Origin of the sequence: Planococcus sp. 107-1, assembly GCF_021513255.1 — a bacterium.
GTDB lineage: Bacteria > Bacillota > Bacilli > Bacillales_A > Planococcaceae > Planococcus.
Map to the genome: position 1 here is coordinate 1703192 of NZ_CP090977.1, position 16757 is coordinate 1719948.

Sequence of the window (16757 nt, forward strand, 5' to 3'; positions counted from 1 at the left end):
TCTGCTTATATTTTGATGGATAGGCAATTCATACTAATAATGTACCATAGGATTTCAGTAGAATGCCAAACAGAAATAGAATTAGAAAAAGCCTGAGCATCTGCCCAGGCTTTTTCAAGTTATTCACTGTATTCATATAATGTAATGCTTTCGATATGGTTTAAGTAGCGTCGCAGCTCTTTTGCTTGTTCCCGTGAAATTTCACCTTCTTCATACATTTTATAAATTTTTGAACGGCCCATGTCCATGATCACCAAGCGCAGTTCTTCTTTTTGCATTTCATATTGTTCATTGAAATGCGATTCAGGCGTTTTTAGCCCTTTAATCATCCGTTTATAGTCGTGTATGACGGAACTCGCCATTTTTTCTTTGCCATCTTTTGAAGCTTCCACCAGATAATCCATCGCTTTTTGCAAGGCTTCTAACTGTATATCTTTGCCTACTTGAAGATTAACCAACCGTGTTTCGTCATCTTTTAAGTATTCGCCTTTAAAGCGTCGCCAAGCTCGAATCAGCTTGCTTTGGATATAAACATTCAAGGAATGCACATTTTTTTCGATGGCCGCTTCTCTTCTTCTGAAAGATTTCGCAAAAGCTTTTCTAATTTTTTCATCATCGTAGTTTTCCTCTTTCAACCGCATATCTATATGTGATTTTTCAATAGATAACGCCTGCAGCCGGATTTTCTTCAAGCTTTTTCGTCGCTGTTTATTTTCATCCGATCTCAATTCTTCCTCCGGCAAAATTTGTTCGAGCCGCAATTTGTATTCTTCGATCAATTCATAAGCAACGGTTTCATTTTCTTCAGTTGTTTCAGCTTTCAATTTCTTAATAGAGGCAAGCAAGAGCCGTTTTCTCGCTTCTTCCGTATCGATCTTCCCTAAATTTTGCCCTTCAATTGTCTCGCCGCGGCTCAATAGCGGCAATAAAATCGTGGCAGCGAGCAAAGTGAAGAGAATTGTACCAGCAGCTAAAAAGACGATCAGCGAGCGATTCGGAAAGTCTTCGCCAGATTCCAAGGCATACGGAATTGACAAGACCCCGACCATCGTAACCGTACCTCTAACACCGGTCAGACTAGTAAACAAAGTTTGTTTAAAACTTGGTTTTTCCACTTCATCGGTTTTGTTAAAACGGGATTCGAAACTTGCAAAAAGATAAGACCAGATAAACCGGACCCCTAAGATGAAGACCCCGAGGCCGATCACATAGGAGAACAACAGTAAATAGCCTATATCCGGATTTTCCAGAACCCCGCTCATGGATGAAGGGATATTTAACCCGAGCAATAAGAAAACGATGCCGTTTAGAACAAACAAAATAATCGTCCAAATATTTTCAGCTAACATCTGTTCTTCAGCAACTAAAGTTTCCGTTCGTTCCCTGACAAGTGAATGGATAATACCGGCCACAACCACAGAAATGACACCCGAAGCATGCAGCAATTCTTCCGTTACGATAAAAATGAAAAACGGCGTCATGATATGCAGCAAAGACTGGAAGGTCACATCGTTGATCCCTTGCTTCCGAAGGATATGGCGGATCCAGATGACGAGTAGTCCAAGTACAATGCCAAGCACTCCGCCCGCTACAAATTTATAGGAAAAGTCAAAAATCGCTTCTTGAAGCGAGAAATAACCGGTGACGACTGCAGCCACCGCATAATTGAATGCAACGAGTCCGGATGCATCGTTGATCAAGGACTCGCCTCGCACTAAATTCAGCACTTTATCGGGAATATGAATGCGTTTGGCAATACCGTTTACTGCAACTGGATCTGTCGGCGATAAGATCGCTGCTAGCGCAAATGCTGCATAGAGCGGTATCGCGGCAATCATCCAGTGAATAAAATAGCCACCAAGAATCGTGGTGAGAAGAACGAGTATAATGGCGTTTCCGAGTATCGGGCCCCGCATGCGCCACAGCTCTTCCCTTGGAAAATGGCGGCCATCATTATATAAAAGAGGGGCAATAAATAGCAGCAAGAACCATTCGGTGTCGATATCAAACGATATATCCTCAAAAAACAGCACCAATAGAACCCCTAAAGCGATTTGGATCAATGCCGTTGGGATAAATGGTGTGTAATGGCTGATAACATTTGAGATGAGCAATGCTAAAAGCAAAAGAAGGATCGTCATTAAAATATCCATAAATGACCTCCAATCATTTTCATAATCTCTTACTGTATACCCCTATAACACCTTGCTCTAGACAGAAACTAACAGGGAATAATAAAAAAACCATTGCAGGCGATCATTCGCCTGCAATGGTTTCTTCCCTAGAATCTGAATTGGTTGTTTTTCTTTTATCGACAAAAATCTCTCTTTTATGCCATCTGAAGAATTCGCCGTTGTCAGGGTAAACCGAGATTTTCTTCCCTTTTTTCAATCCGTATTCGGCGTAGCGCTCCTCTGGTATCTGTTGTGCGATGTGCAGCTTTCCGCCAGCTGTGAAACTGATTAATCCGGAAGTAAACATGGCTTCGTGATTATTGCAGAGCAACAAGCCGTTATAAGGATTGATTTTTTCCGCATCCGTGCTATCTTTCCACGGTTTTGCATAGCCAGCTTTTAACGCGGCATCGATGTCCATGCCGCATAGCGGACATTCTTTATGCCATAAAGGCAAAAGCGATTTTCTGAATTGCAGCTGCCCGCTGGATTTTCGTTTTCATTTCCATGATGGTTTCTGCGATTAGCGTGATTAACGGATTGTGTTCCGTCACTCGGACCACTTCCATTGCGAGTTCCAATTGCTCCGCTTCGGGTACATACACATTCAAGCGGCTAATGCCTTCCAGCAATTCGATGGCGAGCTCTTCGTTGCAAGGATAAAGGTATCCGGGATTGCCTGTACCGTCTTCTTTAAAAGCCGCATATTTCACTGGCAGAAGACTCGAAATATCGTCCAAACATTCTTTGATCGATAACGGATTCTCCAACTCCCGATATTCAACCTGCACCAAATAGCCAACCGCTGATTCTTTTTCAGGACTCTCTTCTTCAAAAGGCTTCCGTTCTTTTTTGAAGGCTCCTTTTGCTACGCTGATGGCCACGATCGCCCCTTTGACGTAATGGAAAATCCGGTCTCCTTTTTTCACTTCCATCAACCGCTGATAGGAATGCGGAACCATTCCTGCTTTGTCCGTTTCCGGAGCCCAGATCAAACCGGCATTCTTTTCTTCATGATACGTTTCACCCTGCATGACGATATATGCGTTCAAAACTTTTCCTCCTAATTGCTCAGCCGGATCGGCATTTCATTTTAGCGATGCAAATCCGTTTATGTAAACTTCTATGCTTCTATCATAACCCAAATTCCTGTTGAATGTTTGACAAGAAGCCTAAACGGAGACAATAAAAAGGAGTTGTCCCAAAAGTAATTTGGGGCAACTCCTTTTCGCAATGAAGCTAGCGCAGCGATACAGAGACAGGAGCAATGGTATAATCACATGCTTTAAAAGAATCACAAGTGCTTTGCTTCACTTTATGCCTGAACTGATGACGCTTCGGACAAAATAACGGTTTGCAGCGACAAATAGGATGAATGCCGGCAAAGTAGCCACAACCGTTGCCGCCATCATCCTCCCTGGATTCACGAAATTAGAGCCTTGGACGAGGTTTGCGACTCCGACTGTGACCGTTTTCATTTCATCTGCACTGGTCACAACAGATGGCCAAAGAAAATCATTGTAGATGGTCAGAAAAGTCAAGACGGACAATGTGGCAACGACTGGGCGGATTGCTGGGAAAATAACAAACCGCAAAACTTGCCATAACGAAGCCCCATCGATGATCGCCGCTTTTTCCAAGTCTTTCGGGAATCCCCTCAAAAAAGCTGTAAATTAGGAAGACGCCCATCGTGTTCGCGGAATAGACCAAAATCAACGGAGCATACGTATCAATCAAATTAAATTGCCGGAATAAGTAGAACATCGGAAACAAAGTGACGATCGTTGGAACTGTAAGAGCTGCCACAACCACAAGGAAAAAGAACCTCTTGCCGGGCAGATTCAAACGGGCAATCGAATAGGCCGCAAGAACATCTACGAAAACCACCAGCAAGGTCCCAATTGCTGTAACGATAGCGGTATTCAAAAGCCAGCGGAGCACCGGAACGTCTGCAGTGATGCCGAAGATGCTTTTGTAATTCTCTAAAGTCCAAGTTTTCGGCAGTAATGAAGAAGTCGACATCGCCTCTCCCAACGCTTTGAATGACGTCAACACCATAAAAATCAGAGGCAGCAGAAACAACAATGCAAGCAATGTCGCCAATAAAAGAATGAGGAAATTTTTGCTTTTGGATTTTTTCATTTTCTGCCTCCTTATTGTTTTCTGAACGAATAGAAGTATTGTGCAGCAACGATAGCGACCATGACGGTCCCCATCGCCATTGCCATGGCTGATGCAATGCCCAAATTATTTTGGCTGAAGACCATTTGCTGGATCACCATGATCAATGACTGGGTGCTTTGCCCCGGCCCGCCTGCTGTGATGAGCAATGTCTGGCCGTAAAGATTGAATGAAGCAATGACTGTGATGATCGTTAAAAAGACAAAGACGCCTTTGATGGATGGAAATGTGATGTGGCGGAACTGCTGCCACGCCCCAGCACCATCCAAGCTTGCCGCTTCATATAAATTTTCATCCACTTCATCTAAAGCATTGATGAACAAGATCATATTAAAGCCGATCGTCCACCAGACCGTGGCGATTAAAATAGCGATCCAGGCAAGCGGCTGGTCGTTCAGCCAATTGAATGACCAGCCGCCAACATTATTCAGGACATTGTTGACATAGCCGCCATTTCCGGTAAAAAGCCATTTGAAAATAGCCGACACTGCCGTTACCGATACCGCATAGGATATGAAAAAGACAGTCCGATAAAATACCTTGAATTTTTTAGGGATGCTGTTAACCAGCAGCGCCAATGCCAAGCTGATTAAAACGAGCGGTATGACACTGATCGCAACAAAAATAAGCGTGTTTTTCAAACCATTATAGAAGGCATCTCCAAACACCGTGCCAGGGGTTAAAATGGAGATATAATTGTCGAATCCGACAAAACCGCCATTTCCGGCAAAGATGGACCACTGATGAAAGCTGATGTAAATGCCAAAAGCTAACGGAATGACTAAAAACAGCAGAAAACAAATCAAGAATGGCAGAAACAAGACCGTTGACCAGGTTCTGGAAATCCGCATATTCCAATCCTCACCCCTTTCGTCAGTTTAAAGGCACTCCACTTAACAAACATGAAATGCCTCTACGTAGCAGTTATTTAGTTATTGAGGAGCAGTTTCAGCAACTTGTTTTGATTGTTCCGTTGCTTTTTCAAGCTCACCCATCAATTTCTCTTTCGTCATGCCTTCTTCTGAAATAATTTGAGGATAGACGTTTTCCACCAAATAACGGACTTGTTCACGGTATTGATAAAGTTTAGGTGCTCCGACAAACGAATCGAATTGCTGAATGTTTTGAGCGGATAACGGGTATTTCTCAACATCACCTTCAACCAGCTCCATCGTCGGAATGTGGGTCGGCGCCTGGCCGCTTTCTGCCCAGTTCGCCAAATTCTCAGGTTGATACATGTAGTTCAGGAATTCCGCAATACCTGCCATTTTCGCTTCATCGTTTACTGAAGACGGCAAAGCGAGCGTATGGCCAGCTCCGTAGACGCCTTTTTGCTCCCCAAGCTGCGGGATGGAAGCAATGCCTAAATCATCTCCATAAGCTTCTTTTACCGCTGCGTAATACCAAGGGCCAGTTAGGGAAGTAGCAGTCTGAACTGCGCTGTTCCCTTCTTCCACTTGTTTCATAAATGCTTGGAACTCACCGTCAAGGCCCAGCCCCGGCGGAGAGATTTTGTCTTTGAAGACCATATCGTGGTAAATCATAAGGGCATCCGCCAATTCTTCCTGCGCCAAATTCATATGGTCATCTTCCACCAAATCGATGTTATTTTGAGCGGCAATCGTCATGATGAACCATTCAGCAAGTCCAGCACTTGGAATCCCTGTTGCAAAAAGGTTGGGGTCGTCTCCATTAAGCTTCTTCGATAATGCCATTAAGTCTTCGTATGTGGCCGGCGGCTCAGAAGCAAGCTTCTTATTGTAGAACATCGTTAACGGATGGATATCAAGCGGTACTGCAAAAACACCATCATCAAATGTCACATACTCCTGAGCTGTCGGGTGGAAATCATCCATACTGATTTCAGCTGTTTCCATGGCAGAGCTGATATCTTGGATCATGCCATCCTGTTTAAATGTTTCAAGCATATCCGTATGGATAACAACTAAATCATAATTTCCAGTCTTGAACTTTGTATAATGATCTTTTTCCTGGGATTCTTCGACGACATACTGATCTTGTGACTCATTAAAACCATCCGTTATTTTTTCATGTAATCCCCATCACCGCCAGTAAATCCGTTAATAAAGGTAATTTTTGTTTTGCCATCCGCGGTTTCACTGTCTGCTCCCCGCCGCATGCAGCCAAAATCAGTGCACTCATTAACATGACGGCTAATAATATCTTCTTCATTTTCATTCTCCTTTCTTTCATCGAAAAGTGTGCTGAAATTTTGTGAGCTTCCGTACCCAAGCCCTCCTTTTTAATTGCCATATTAAGGATTTGTTAGTTTTCTTAATTTTAATACAATTCAGAAAACTAATAAATTCTATTCGACCCTGTAAAACAAATCAAAAAGGAACCACCACTTCAGTGGAAGTTCCTCGTTAGAAAAATAGAACAGTTAGTGGACTGCTTTGCATTTCATTTCCCTTTCATTCATCCGCGATTGGTCGTTTTGTACTCATCGCCTTTACTATCATAAGTGACCCATTCTCCCACCGGATCTCCTTTTTCAAAGTACCCCGAGCGTTTGATCTTGCCATCAGCACGGTACCACTCCCAATAACCATCTGGCTTGCCTTCTGACATTTTTCCTTTTGACCAAACTGTTTTTCCGTTGGCATGATATTTTATGGTATAGCCGTCAATCACTTCCTGCTTTTTATCTTTGACTTCGTTGCATTTTTTGTCTTCCATTTGGCACCTCCTGCCGGATATTATGTATCAGCTAGCTCATCATTTAAAGCCGAGATGTAACGCGCTGCAGAATTCAGGACTTTTTGTCTTGCATCCATTTCCATGACCCGCTGAAAAGCGTCATACAGTTGTTCGAAAGAGAGCTGCTTCACTTGATTTGCCATTCTTTTTACGACCTTCGAAGAAAGCGGAATGAAATTAGGGTAGCTGTACATGAACGTCGCCCAGTTCCGATCTGCCGCCACCCGAATAACGTCACCAGTAAACAGCTTGCCGTTATCTTTAGTCCAGTGGGCAATTGCCGCACCTTTAAAATGTCCGCCTATCCGGTGAAGTGTGATTGTTGGATGAAGCGCCAGAGAATCTCCCTGCCAGTAGCGGATCCGCTCACTTTCCCTCGTGATAAACTGCCGGTCATCTTCATGAATATAAATAAGGGCATCAAACGTTTCAGCCCACTCGACTTGGGAAGCATAATAATGCGGATGAGACAACGCGATCGCATCTATGCCCCCCTTACCCTTAATTTGACGGATGGTTTCCTCGTCCAAATAAGTAATGCAGTCCCAAAGAAGATTAAACCCTTTATTTCGAATTAAATAAGCGGACTGCCCAATCGCATACTTCGGCTTGGTTTGGAGCATTAACAAATTGTCGGTGATCTCTGAAATTTCATTTTGATAGAAGCCGCTTGCCTGCATTTCTTCTAATGTTGTCCAGGTTTGTCCAGATGGATTGACGTATTGCCTTTCTTCATTGCAGATGATGCATTTATCGGGAGGCGTTTCTGACTTGCTGTATTGCACACCGCATGTTTCACAAATAAATTTAGGCATGAATTTCTTCCTTTCTTTCATTAGATGCGAATGCTTTAGAGTTTAGTTAACTATAGAATTGTTTTACAATTCCGTCATCATCCATTAGTCCAGTTATGAACACAGAAAAGCCGATGAAGAAAAATTCTTCATCGGCTTTTAGGGCTGCAATCTTTTTATTTTCTTTGAAGTTCTTCCACACGTTTCATAATAATCGGAATGAGCGGATCATCCGCGTCCAATTCTGCCACTTCTCGAAGTGTTTTTTCAAATCCCTGCGCTGCTATCATTTCCTGCAATTGTTTGGCTTCAGGATCTTCGTCATTTACGTAAAGCAAGACAGCCGCAATGACCGTTGCTAAATGGACAGGCTCTTTTCCTGTCAGTTGCCAGTAAAGACTTGCCGGGCGAATCAAGCGGTCGTTTTTGCCTAATTTACGCAACGGGCCTCTTCCGACACGCGTCACATGGTCCGAGATATTCGGATTCTGGAAGCGGCCAATGATTTTTTGGATGTACGCTTCGTGTTCTGCCCGGTCAAAGCCATGCTCTTGAATGATCACTTCACCGGTTTCACTTAAAGCTCCTTCAAGAAGCTCTTCAATCTCTTCGTCCTGCATCGCATCGAAAATCGTCTGGAACCCTTTATAACGGCCAAAATACGCGGAACCGTATGGCCTGTATTGACAGTGAACAATTTCCGTTCAATGAACGGGCTTAAATCGTCCACATACGTAATGCCTTCTACAGCAGGAACTTCACCTTTTAATACCGGTTTTTCAACCACCCATTCGTAGTAGGGTTCAACTGCGACAGCTAACACATCATCGCTTGTCTGATCCGGGACGATCCGGTCGACCGCTGCATTCGGAAAACCAATCAGCCGGTCCGCTGTTTCTTTTTCCTGTTCGGTTAAATGCGTATAAACATGTTCTTTCAACAAAGAACTGGCATTAATCATGTTTTCGCACGCAATGATATTCAGCGGCTGGGGGTTTTTCTCAAATCTCACTCTCAGCCCTTCTGCAATAAGACTTGAAATCATCGGCAATACTTTCGGGCCGACAGCCGCAGTCACTAAGTCAGACTGGACGATGGCATCTGCGCCTTCTGCTGGATGGCTCAGTGTATTGATGCCGTGAACCTTTTCAACGTGAATAGTTTGTTGTTCTGAACCCATTAATGTCACGTCATAGCTATTTCGCTCATTCAAGGCATCAACAACCGTCCCATTGACATCCAAAAAAACCGTTTCGTAATTTGATTCATATAACAGGGCGCCGATAAACCCTCTTCCGATATTGCCGGCGCCAAAGTGAACAGCTTTCATTCAGCTCACCTCGCTGAATAGTTCCAAAATTTCTTCTTCAGTCGTCGCATTCAAAATTTTATCGATATTTTCTTCTTCTGAACAAACAATCGCGATGTTCGAAAGGATTTCCAGATGTTCATTTCCTTTTCCGGCAATGCCGATCAAGATTTTAGCAATATTGCCCCCGCCAAAATCGATGCCGTCCGGAACAGTCACGACCGAAATTCCGGTTTCAAGCACATTTTTTTCGCATCTTCTGTGCCGTGTGGAATTGCGAGTGAATTCCCCATGAATGTAGAAGTCAGCTCTTCCCGCTCCAACATTTTTTCGATATAAGCTTCATCGACATATCCGCCATCGACCAGAATGCTTCCGGTATAGCGGATAGCTTCTTCTTTTCCGGATAACGAAACATTTAATTTGATATTTTCTTTGCTCAATACTTCTTTTGCCATTCGTTCAACCACTCCTTTAAAGGTCTATTAGCCTCACTTGTCAGTTTTCAAACGTTGGGCTAGTTTATCGTATTCCGGGCTGTTCATAAAATTCTCTACTGAAATATGTTCAGCTCCAGGCAGTTTCGCTTTCGCACGATCCGTTAAATCTTTGTGCGTCACCACAATATCTGCATCAGCCGGCAGCTGATTGATCGCTGTATTGGAAACTGGAATATCAATATTTTCTTTCTTGAACTTGTTGCGGAGTAATGAAGCTCCCATAGCGCTCGATCCCATACCCGCATCACAAGCAAATACCACTTTGTGGACATCTTCCGGTGCAAGCATCGTTGAATCGACCGGCTGTGTATTATCCGTTTCCACTCGTTCCCCTGCTGCCGCACCAACAGCTGCTTGTGCAGGTTTCGGAGTCAAATAACCAGTTGCATCACTTTTCTTGCCTTTCATTTCTTCCATTTTGCCAGCTGCTGCAGCTAAATCTTCATCTTCTACCTTGCTCGTTTTCAAGATAACGGAAGCAATCGCGAAAGAAACAGCGGCAGCGACAACGACGCCTGAGATAACGCCGAGGTAATTTCCTTGAGGCGTCAATGCCAACAAGGCGAAGATACTGCCTGGTGACGGTGTCGCCGGAAGGCCCGCATCAAATAGTGTAAACATGAATACACCGCTCATGCCCCCGCCAATAGCCGCTAACAGCAGCATCGGTTTCATTAAGATGTACGGGAAGTAAATTTCATGGATACCACCGAGAAATTGGATGATTGCTGCACCGGGAGCCGAAGCTTTTGATACCCCTTTGCCGAAAATACTGAAAGCCAAGAGAATTCCAAGACCTGGCCCCGGGTTTGTTTCAAGCAAGAATAGAATTGATTTTCCTGCTTCTGCCGCTTGATCGACGCCAAGCGGGCTCAAGATCCCGTGGTTGATCGCATTGTTTAGGAAGAGAACTTTTGCCGGCTCGATAATAATGCTTGCGAGCGGCAACAAGCCCATGTCTACGATCACTTCAACCCCATCAGCCAGGATATTAGTCAAAGAACTAACGACCGGTCCGATGATGTAAACGGAAAAGCCGGCGAGAATTGCCCCTAAGATACCGGCAGAAAAGTTATTGTAAAGCATTTCGAAACCGGTTCTGATTTTTGCCAAAAACAAGTTATCAATCACTTTCATTAAATAACCCCGCAAGCGGCCCCATAATCATGGCCCCTAAGAACATCGGAACATCAGCGCCAACAATTACTCCTAAAGTGGCCGTTGCACCAACTACGCCCCCTCTGAAATCATAGACAAGCCGTCCACCGGTAAAACCGATCAATAATGGAAGCAAGTATTTGATCATCGGATCGACAAGGCTGCCAAGCGTTTCATTCGGAATCCAGCCATCCGGTATGAACAGGGCTGTGATAATCCCCCAAGCAATGAATGCTCCGATATTCGGCATAATCATGCCGCTTAAATAGCTCCCAAAACGCTGAACTTTTGCACGAACATTTGTCTCCGCCATTTAAATCCCCCTTTTTCATATTTAGTTGAATGAAGGTACCGCTTTCATCTTACATAACCACCAAGCCCTTTCTTTTTAGAAATTTTGTCCAATATTAAGTTTGTACCCTATTTAAACCATTACTTAATCCCCAAATTAAAAATAGTCGAATTTAAAGATCAAGCATTTGGATAGCTGAACATAAAAATCGCTTAATTTTAATGTAGCATAATCTTTTGTTAAGAAGGTTAAAAAATTCATAATAATCTAATTAATTAGATTTAGACCTTTGTTTAAAATTGAATAAAATCAGAAAATATTTTTATTATGTCATCTAAATTTATTGTGCATAAAGATGCACATTCTTCATAACCCGCTTCTAGCTTACTCTGACAATCAAAAATCTTCGCTGCAAATCGAATTCAGATGATAAACAATGATCCGCTTCAATTTATGCGTTTCCATCAAATGCGGCCTGATCATCCCATCGAGCGCCAATCCATCCAGTAAGGAATACATCCTTTCTGTCTCCAGATGAAGATCCGCCTCCTTCTTTAATAAATTGAGCAAGACGAGATAAGACATCACTTCTTTGATCGCAAGGTAGACACTGTCTCTCTCAGCATCAAACACCTCCCCTTTATGGCGGGCATGGATTTTAAACACCAATCTTACTTCGGCTTCCAGTTTTATTTTTCCTGCCGCTGGCATTAAATCCAATAGAACTTGGACAATTTTTTCTTTCGGCGGCATGTCCAATTTAAAAACTCTCGTCATCCTTTCAGCTGTTTTTTGGTAGACCAAATCTCTGGAAAAACCTAATAATTCACTCTGCGAAGCAAAATAATAGCGCAAAGATCCTAAAGACAATCCAGCTTCCTTCGCAATATTCCGTACAGACGCCCCTTCCATTCCCTGCTCTAAAATAACTTTCCATGCGGCTTCAGCAATCATTTCTTTACGTTTAGTATGTTCAATAAATTTTGGCATAAACCCATTTTATCAGAATACTATTAATATTCAATATTTTAATACAAGTGTATTAATTAAAAATATGCATAATCTTTTATTTAGTACGAATGTATTAACAAAAATATGATAACTTTATCGCAATGTGGATAACTCTCTTTAGCTGTGGGTTACTGTAAATGCATACTCAAAACCGTCTCCAATGCATAAAAAAAATGCCTACCCCGCTTTAGCGAAGATTAGACATTCCTTTCCATAAACAAATTCACATTTTAAGCATTCGATACATGAAGAAAAACGTACTTCCGAAAATGACTACAAGGAATATCGGCAAAAATGCAGCACCCAATCCTTCTACTGCTCCTTTAGCAATTTGAATGGTCTGATAAGTAATGAAACTGAAGAATAACACGATTGCATTTTTCAGTACATTCATCATTAAACGTGCGTTTTTATATTGCGCTTCGATATTATCTTCCCGTAGATTGAGGTAATTGAACGTATGCGGGTATTTTGAAACGGCTGTCAACAGAAGCCATAAGCCGCCTCCAACTAATGGCAATATCCATAATTCCATCTTGCTTCCCCAGCGGTCCGCTTCACCGCTCCCATTAAAATGTCCAGGTACTTCATCCGGCAGACTCCCGAATACGGAAACCAAGTAAATAATTGAAAGTAGAAAGACGGTAATGCCTATTGCATCAAATATTTGTTCAAACCGCGTTTTAGGAAGATCGATTTTAGGTTGTTTCATTTGATAGATCCCCTCCCCTCTTCTTCCTTTTTACGAATTTTTTTTGAAATGGTTTCAAAAAATACAAAAAGCCGATTTGCGTTATTCACAAATCGGCCTATATATTCATATTCTATTTTTACGGCTGCTGTCTTGGACGAATCAAAATTTCATTGACATCAACATTCACCGGCTGCTGAACGGCATAGCCAATCGCGCGTGCAATGTCTTCCGGCTGAAGGAATTCCATCTCCGGCCCATCTTTGAAGCTATCCAATACATCGTCATCGGTAATCGTATTGACCAGTTCCGTTGCCACTGCACCTGGTGATACAATCGTCACCCGAATATCCATGGAAGGATCAATTTCCTGGCGCAACCCTTCGGAAATTGCCCGTACCGCAAATTTCGTTCCGCTATACACTGCACTTCCTGGCGTGACCGAATGCCCGGCTACAGAGGAAATATTGATGATATGCCCTTCTTTTTGGCTTTCCATATGCGGAAGGACAGCCGCAATTCCATAGAGGACGCCTTTGATGTTCACATCCACCATCCGGTCCCATTCGTCCAATTTTAATTTATTCATGAACGAAAGCGGCATTAAGCCCGCATTATTTAATAGCACATCAATGCGTCCGAAGCGTTCGATAGCCGCCTCAGCCAAAGCTTTCATCTGTTCAGCTGAAGTTACATCCGTCACTACGTATTCTGCAGTGCCTCCCGTCTCTTCAATTGCCTGTTTCAATTCCATAAGCCGGTCTTCGCGTCTTGCGGCCAGCATGACCGAGTAACCTTGCCCTGCTAACTCTTTTGCGGCAGCCTGTCCAATTCCGCTGCTCGCTCCTGTAATGATCGCTGTTTTCGTCGCCATATGTAATCATCTCCATTTCAAAATTACTATCACGTTTATTATGTACCCATTCTCTGGACTTTGACACTTAAAGAATTAACCTTCATGTACAGCTTAATTCTTTAATTTATTAAATTGCTTAATGAGCAAGCTTTTTCGATATGCATTTCTTCTCCAACTGCCTTTAAGGTGATATCAAAGTTTCGGCTAGAAGGATGCATAAAAATTTCGTATTGAATTCGCCGCTCTACATGCGACTGACGCAAATATTCAAGTTCTGCTCCTCTTTCTAAGACATCTCGGCCAGCTCTTCTTTCAAACTCTGTTTGGCCATCCGTGTAAAGATAAATTTTTAAATCAAATAAGGACGGATTTAAAAAAGCGACACTCATCCCTTCAACAATCGACAGTTTTTTATCCGCCGAAAGGAGTTCACTCTCCATATAATGAGGATCAATCGTTCTTACACTCAACCCATCCCGAATCATTCGGACGTCTCGCTCCAAAGATGGAAGGTGATGGGCGCCTGGGTGGCAGGCAGTCATTTTAAACCGATGAAGTTGATCTTCATATGCATATTCGAGCATCGTATTTTTACGAACACTCGAACTGATGATATAGGGATCCGTGTTCAGGTAATTCGCTTTGTTTCGGCCGATCCTATCCATCAATTTATTGGCAAATACGGTTTTCCCGGCAGCTCCGTGTCCTGAGATGCCAATCAGTAGTCTTTTCTCTGAATGGCCAATCCTTTCGGCTAACTCTTGAATAAATCCGTCCATTGCTCGCCTGCTTTCTATTGTCAATTTCCGAGTTCCTCTGCCAACCCCACTAAAATCCCTTCAGGACCCCGAATGTAGCAAAGACGGTACGATTCTTCGTATTGAACCACTTCACCTACAAGCTGTGCTCCTTTTTCGGTCAACCGTAAAACCAGTTCGTCCAGCTCTTTAACCGTAAACATGACGCGCAAATAGCCGAGTGAATTCACAGGTTCCGTCCGGTGATCAGCAATCACTCCAGGACTGATAAATCGCGAAAGCTCGAGCCGGCTATAGCCATCAGGTGTTGCCATCATCGCAATTTCGACAACTTGCGAACCCAGTCCAGTGACACGGCCTGCCCACTCTCCTTCAACATTCATTCGCCCTTCTAGTTTCAAACCGATTTCCTCAAAAAACGATATGGCATCATCTAAAGATTCGACAACAATGCCGACATTGTCCATCCGAAGCAATCTATTCGTTTCCATGGATGCAACTCCTTTAATGGATCGATTTAGTAGGTGGATATATTAGATACCCGTAGTCATTTTTTCGATTTGCCATTCCTTTTTAAACTGCCTGTATTTCCAAACTTCAAGTACAAAGAAGCCGATCAAGGCACCGCCTGGGGCTGAGTAAGTTACAGGACCTCCGATTAAAATAACACTTGATGCATATCCAACCAACATCGTCAGCAGGAAAAGAATGATGTTCGTTCTTTCTTGATTGATAAATGCTGCTTTCAACTTCTTTTCCACCTCGTATGTCTTATATAGTAGATATCGTATATTTTGATACCGCCTCAGTGAAAAGGCTTAATAATTTTCAGCAATTTTCTTTAATTCATTTGCGCGGTCGATTATAAAGCGTTTCATGTACCTTTGCAAAAATATTTTATCTGCTAAGATCCCCAGAAAACCAAGAGGAGAACGGTAGACAAAATGGTCTTTCATAATGGTCCCATTCTCTTTTTTGGTAAATTCATGTGTATGGGTAAATGAGTGAAATGCACCGTTGACCATAACATCCGTAAATCGGCAAGGCCTGTCCATTTCAATTATTTTAGCCGTAAGTTTTTGCTTGATTCCTAGATGGACTGCTTCCCAAGTGACCTGGTCGCCTTCTTCCATTAGTCCTGACGTAACTCCAGCAACTGCTCGCTCTTTTGTTTTAGCGGTCGTTTTCGTGTGGATCTCCACATCCCGAGTAAGATCAAAACAAACCTCGATTGGGGCATTAATATAAACTTCATAACTAATAACGGGCATAAAAGTTCCTTTCTTCTACGGATTTCGACTTTATAGAATTCCAATTGCATCTAAAGAAATTTCCAAGTCAACGGCAATACCCTACCTCACTCCCGGTGCTCAGTGACAATGATTCCTTCCATATTATCTCCTGAAATTTCATAGGAGCTATCCTTTTGTATCCGAATGTTTTCTGTTCCTAAAACCGGATAGTAGCTGATGAGATAGTTTTTATCGTTTGCTTTCACAGAAATGCGTTTCTCGTTTTTTAAATAAGCAAGGTATTCTTCTAAAACGAAATTCTTTTCTTTCATAATAACACTATGGGGCAATCCAACGTAACGGATGTGCCAAGGCTCATATTCGATTCCGGTTATATGCGTTTTGTCTTTAGGGTACCGCAAGATGAATCCGTATTTCCAGGAGTTTTCTTCAATCCATTTTCCTTCAGGCGCTTTCTCCATCTTCATTTCGGTGCTTCCAATATCGAGCGAGAGCCCAAGATGGTGTTCGCTATGGCCTGCAGGCAACGCAAAAGAAGAGCCCATCTCCTGATACAGGGACTCTTGTTGTTCAAAACTCCGGTAACCGCTCGTGATGATGAAATTTGAAACTCCATCTGCTTGAGCGTCTGCCATCATCTTGGAAAATTTCTCTGTAATATCTTTAGACAAGAAGAGCTGATTTTCATAGAGTGAAAAGCCTTCGATAAGTTCTGGGTGCGACGGAAGGTCAACCAAATCTTTTTTGATTCCATGCTTTTCAGCTGCATTCTCACGGTTTACCAAAAGTAAATCGCCTTCATACAGTTGATGTTCCCCTACTTGTACTTCTTCTAGTTCTTTGGAATTCTTAACCTGCTCATAAGAGCTGAGTTGACTTTTCAACTCGATGTCCAGACTGGGTGAGTAAACTTGTCCGCCGATGAAAAAAATAATGATGATGAATAATAAAAATCCCCATTTTTTCATATCTCAGTCTCCTTCTATTCTTCTTATGAAAAGGATACCGAAAAGATATGAAGGAAATGCGAGGGTAAATCTTAACTTTCTCTTAAGTTCA

22 protein-coding genes and 1 pseudogene are annotated in these 16757 nt (G+C 42.7%); all 23 read right to left on the reverse strand.

Annotated elements, in window-relative coordinates; genetic code table 11:
• Positions 1-119: 119 nt before the first annotated feature.
• On the reverse strand, positions 120-2153 hold the full coding sequence (locus L0M13_RS08965; RefSeq protein WP_235199181.1) for a Na+/H+ antiporter: 2034 nt from the start codon (positions 2151-2153) through the stop codon (positions 120-122).
• Positions 2154-2256: 103 nt separating this feature from the next.
• Entirely contained in the window at positions 2257-2631 is a 375-nt protein-coding gene (locus L0M13_RS18535) for an HNH endonuclease (RefSeq protein WP_311195650.1), read from the reverse strand.
• Positions 2615-3226 (reverse strand): hypothetical protein, encoded by a 612-nt coding sequence (locus L0M13_RS18540; RefSeq protein WP_311195651.1) that lies wholly within the window; start codon positions 3224-3226, stop codon positions 2615-2617. The genes L0M13_RS18535 and L0M13_RS18540 overlap by 17 nt, the downstream gene beginning before the upstream one ends.
• A 258-nt stretch (positions 3227-3484) precedes the next feature.
• Entirely contained in the window at positions 3485-3799 is a 315-nt protein-coding gene (locus L0M13_RS08975) for an ABC transporter permease subunit (RefSeq protein ID WP_235199291.1), read from the reverse strand.
• Positions 3690-4316 carry a carbohydrate ABC transporter permease gene (locus L0M13_RS08980; protein WP_235199355.1) on the reverse strand — a complete coding sequence of 209 codons (627 nt, stop codon included), beginning with the start codon at positions 4314-4316 and terminating at the stop codon, positions 3690-3692. The genes L0M13_RS08975 and L0M13_RS08980 overlap by 110 nt, the downstream gene beginning before the upstream one ends.
• 11 nt (positions 4317-4327) lie before the next feature.
• A complete protein-coding gene (locus L0M13_RS08985; protein ID WP_235199182.1) occupies positions 4328-5206 on the reverse strand; it encodes a carbohydrate ABC transporter permease in 879 nt (292 codons plus the stop codon).
• An 81-nt stretch (positions 5207-5287) separates the two neighbouring features.
• Entirely contained in the window at positions 5288-6400 is a 1113-nt protein-coding gene (locus tag L0M13_RS08990) for an extracellular solute-binding protein (protein WP_260107771.1), read from the reverse strand.
• 4 nt (positions 6401-6404) lie between these two features.
• Complete coding sequence (locus L0M13_RS08995) at positions 6405-6548, reverse strand: hypothetical protein (RefSeq protein ID WP_235199183.1); 144 nt, start codon at positions 6546-6548, stop codon at positions 6405-6407.
• Positions 6549-6794: 246 nt separating this feature from the next.
• Positions 6795-7055, reverse strand: coding sequence for a toxin-antitoxin system YwqK family antitoxin (locus L0M13_RS09000; protein WP_235199184.1), 261 nt, complete (start codon positions 7053-7055; stop codon positions 6795-6797).
• 20 nt (positions 7056-7075) lie between these two features.
• Positions 7076-7891: an MBL fold metallo-hydrolase gene (locus L0M13_RS09005; protein ID WP_235199185.1), complete on the reverse strand. Its 816-nt coding sequence runs from the start codon at positions 7889-7891 to the stop codon at positions 7076-7078.
• Between the two features lie 155 nt (positions 7892-8046).
• A complete protein-coding gene (locus L0M13_RS18545) occupies positions 8047-8490 on the reverse strand; it encodes a mannitol dehydrogenase family protein (protein ID WP_311195652.1) in 444 nt (147 codons plus the stop codon).
• Positions 8448-9200 carry a mannitol dehydrogenase family protein gene (locus L0M13_RS09010; protein WP_311195653.1) on the reverse strand — a complete coding sequence of 251 codons (753 nt, stop codon included), beginning with the start codon at positions 9198-9200 and terminating at the stop codon, positions 8448-8450. Before L0M13_RS09010 ends, L0M13_RS18545 begins: the two co-directional genes overlap by 43 nt.
• Positions 9201-9637, reverse strand: a pseudogene (locus L0M13_RS09015) (PTS sugar transporter subunit IIA).
• 33 nt (positions 9638-9670) lie between these two features.
• On the reverse strand, positions 9671-10816 hold the full coding sequence (locus tag L0M13_RS09020) for a PTS transporter subunit EIIC (RefSeq protein ID WP_397443527.1): 1146 nt from the start codon (positions 10814-10816) through the stop codon (positions 9671-9673).
• The gene (locus L0M13_RS18715) at positions 10803-11150 is read right to left on the reverse strand and encodes a PTS sugar transporter subunit IIBC family protein (protein ID WP_397443528.1); all 348 of its coding nucleotides are present in this window, start codon (positions 11148-11150) and stop codon (positions 10803-10805) included. Before L0M13_RS18715 ends, L0M13_RS09020 begins: the two co-directional genes overlap by 14 nt.
• Before the next feature lie 375 nt (positions 11151-11525).
• A complete protein-coding gene (locus tag L0M13_RS09025; RefSeq protein WP_235199186.1) occupies positions 11526-12119 on the reverse strand; it encodes a TetR/AcrR family transcriptional regulator in 594 nt (197 codons plus the stop codon).
• Between the two features lie 244 nt (positions 12120-12363).
• On the reverse strand, positions 12364-12852 hold the full coding sequence (locus L0M13_RS09030; RefSeq protein ID WP_235199187.1) for a DUF1648 domain-containing protein: 489 nt from the start codon (positions 12850-12852) through the stop codon (positions 12364-12366).
• Between the two features lie 118 nt (positions 12853-12970).
• Positions 12971-13705, reverse strand: a complete 735-nt coding sequence (locus L0M13_RS09035; protein WP_235199188.1) for an SDR family oxidoreductase — start codon at positions 13703-13705, stop codon at positions 12971-12973.
• Positions 13706-13806: 101 nt separating this feature from the next.
• A complete protein-coding gene (locus L0M13_RS09040) occupies positions 13807-14466 on the reverse strand; it encodes a uridine kinase family protein (RefSeq protein WP_235199189.1) in 660 nt (219 codons plus the stop codon).
• Between the two features lie 20 nt (positions 14467-14486).
• Positions 14487-14936 (reverse strand): VOC family protein, encoded by a 450-nt coding sequence (locus L0M13_RS09045; protein ID WP_235199190.1) that lies wholly within the window; start codon positions 14934-14936, stop codon positions 14487-14489.
• Positions 14937-14978: 42 nt separating this feature from the next.
• Positions 14979-15194 carry a hypothetical protein gene (locus L0M13_RS09050; protein WP_235199191.1) on the reverse strand — a complete coding sequence of 72 codons (216 nt, stop codon included), beginning with the start codon at positions 15192-15194 and terminating at the stop codon, positions 14979-14981.
• 69 nt (positions 15195-15263) lie between these two features.
• The gene (locus tag L0M13_RS09055; protein ID WP_235199192.1) at positions 15264-15716 is read right to left on the reverse strand and encodes an SRPBCC family protein; all 453 of its coding nucleotides are present in this window, start codon (positions 15714-15716) and stop codon (positions 15264-15266) included.
• An 86-nt stretch (positions 15717-15802) separates the two neighbouring features.
• Positions 15803-16666, reverse strand: a complete 864-nt coding sequence (locus tag L0M13_RS09060; protein WP_235199193.1) for a M15 family metallopeptidase — start codon at positions 16664-16666, stop codon at positions 15803-15805.
• Between the last annotated feature and the right edge of the window lie 91 nt (positions 16667-16757).

Excerpts from the sequence above, each read along its gene's own strand:
- L0M13_RS09005 (WP_235199185.1), bottom strand. The coding sequence starts at position 7,891 with ATGCCTAAATTTATTTGTGAAACATGCGGTGTGCAATACAGCAAGTCA.
- L0M13_RS09025 (WP_235199186.1), bottom strand. The coding sequence starts at position 12,119 with ATGCCAAAATTTATTGAACATACTAAACGTAAAGAAATGATTGCTGAA.
- L0M13_RS09010 (WP_311195653.1), bottom strand. The coding sequence starts at position 9,200 with ATGAAAGCTGTTCACTTTGGCGCCGGCAATATCGGAAGAGGGTTTATC.
- L0M13_RS09020 (WP_397443527.1), bottom strand. The coding sequence starts at position 10,816 with ATGAAAGTGATTGATAACTTGTTTTTGGCAAAAATCAGAACCGGTTTC.
- L0M13_RS08985 (WP_235199182.1), bottom strand. The coding sequence starts at position 5,206 with ATGCGGATTTCCAGAACCTGGTCAACGGTCTTGTTTCTGCCATTCTTG.
- L0M13_RS09030 (WP_235199187.1), bottom strand. The coding sequence starts at position 12,852 with ATGAAACAACCTAAAATCGATCTTCCTAAAACGCGGTTTGAACAAATA.
- L0M13_RS09055 (WP_235199192.1), bottom strand. The coding sequence starts at position 15,716 with ATGCCCGTTATTAGTTATGAAGTTTATATTAATGCCCCAATCGAGGTT.
- L0M13_RS18545 (WP_311195652.1), bottom strand. The coding sequence starts at position 8,490 with ATGCAGGACGAAGAGATTGAAGAGCTTCTTGAAGGAGCTTTAAGTGAA.
- L0M13_RS08995 (WP_235199183.1), bottom strand. The coding sequence starts at position 6,548 with ATGAAGAAGATATTATTAGCCGTCATGTTAATGAGTGCACTGATTTTG.
- L0M13_RS09060 (WP_235199193.1), bottom strand. The coding sequence starts at position 16,666 with ATGAAAAAATGGGGATTTTTATTATTCATCATCATTATTTTTTTCATC.
- L0M13_RS09000 (WP_235199184.1), bottom strand. The coding sequence starts at position 7,055 with ATGGAAGACAAAAAATGCAACGAAGTCAAAGATAAAAAGCAGGAAGTG.
- L0M13_RS09040 (WP_235199189.1), bottom strand. The coding sequence starts at position 14,466 with ATGGACGGATTTATTCAAGAGTTAGCCGAAAGGATTGGCCATTCAGAG.
- L0M13_RS08980 (WP_235199355.1), bottom strand. The coding sequence starts at position 4,316 with ATGAAAAAATCCAAAAGCAAAAATTTCCTCATTCTTTTATTGGCGACA.
- L0M13_RS08965 (WP_235199181.1), bottom strand. The coding sequence starts at position 2,153 with ATGGATATTTTAATGACGATCCTTCTTTTGCTTTTAGCATTGCTCATC.
- L0M13_RS18715 (WP_397443528.1), bottom strand. The coding sequence starts at position 11,150 with ATGGCGGAGACAAATGTTCGTGCAAAAGTTCAGCGTTTTGGGAGCTAT.
- L0M13_RS09045 (WP_235199190.1), bottom strand. The coding sequence starts at position 14,936 with ATGGAAACGAATAGATTGCTTCGGATGGACAATGTCGGCATTGTTGTC.
- L0M13_RS09035 (WP_235199188.1), bottom strand. The coding sequence starts at position 13,705 with ATGGCGACGAAAACAGCGATCATTACAGGAGCGAGCAGCGGAATTGGA.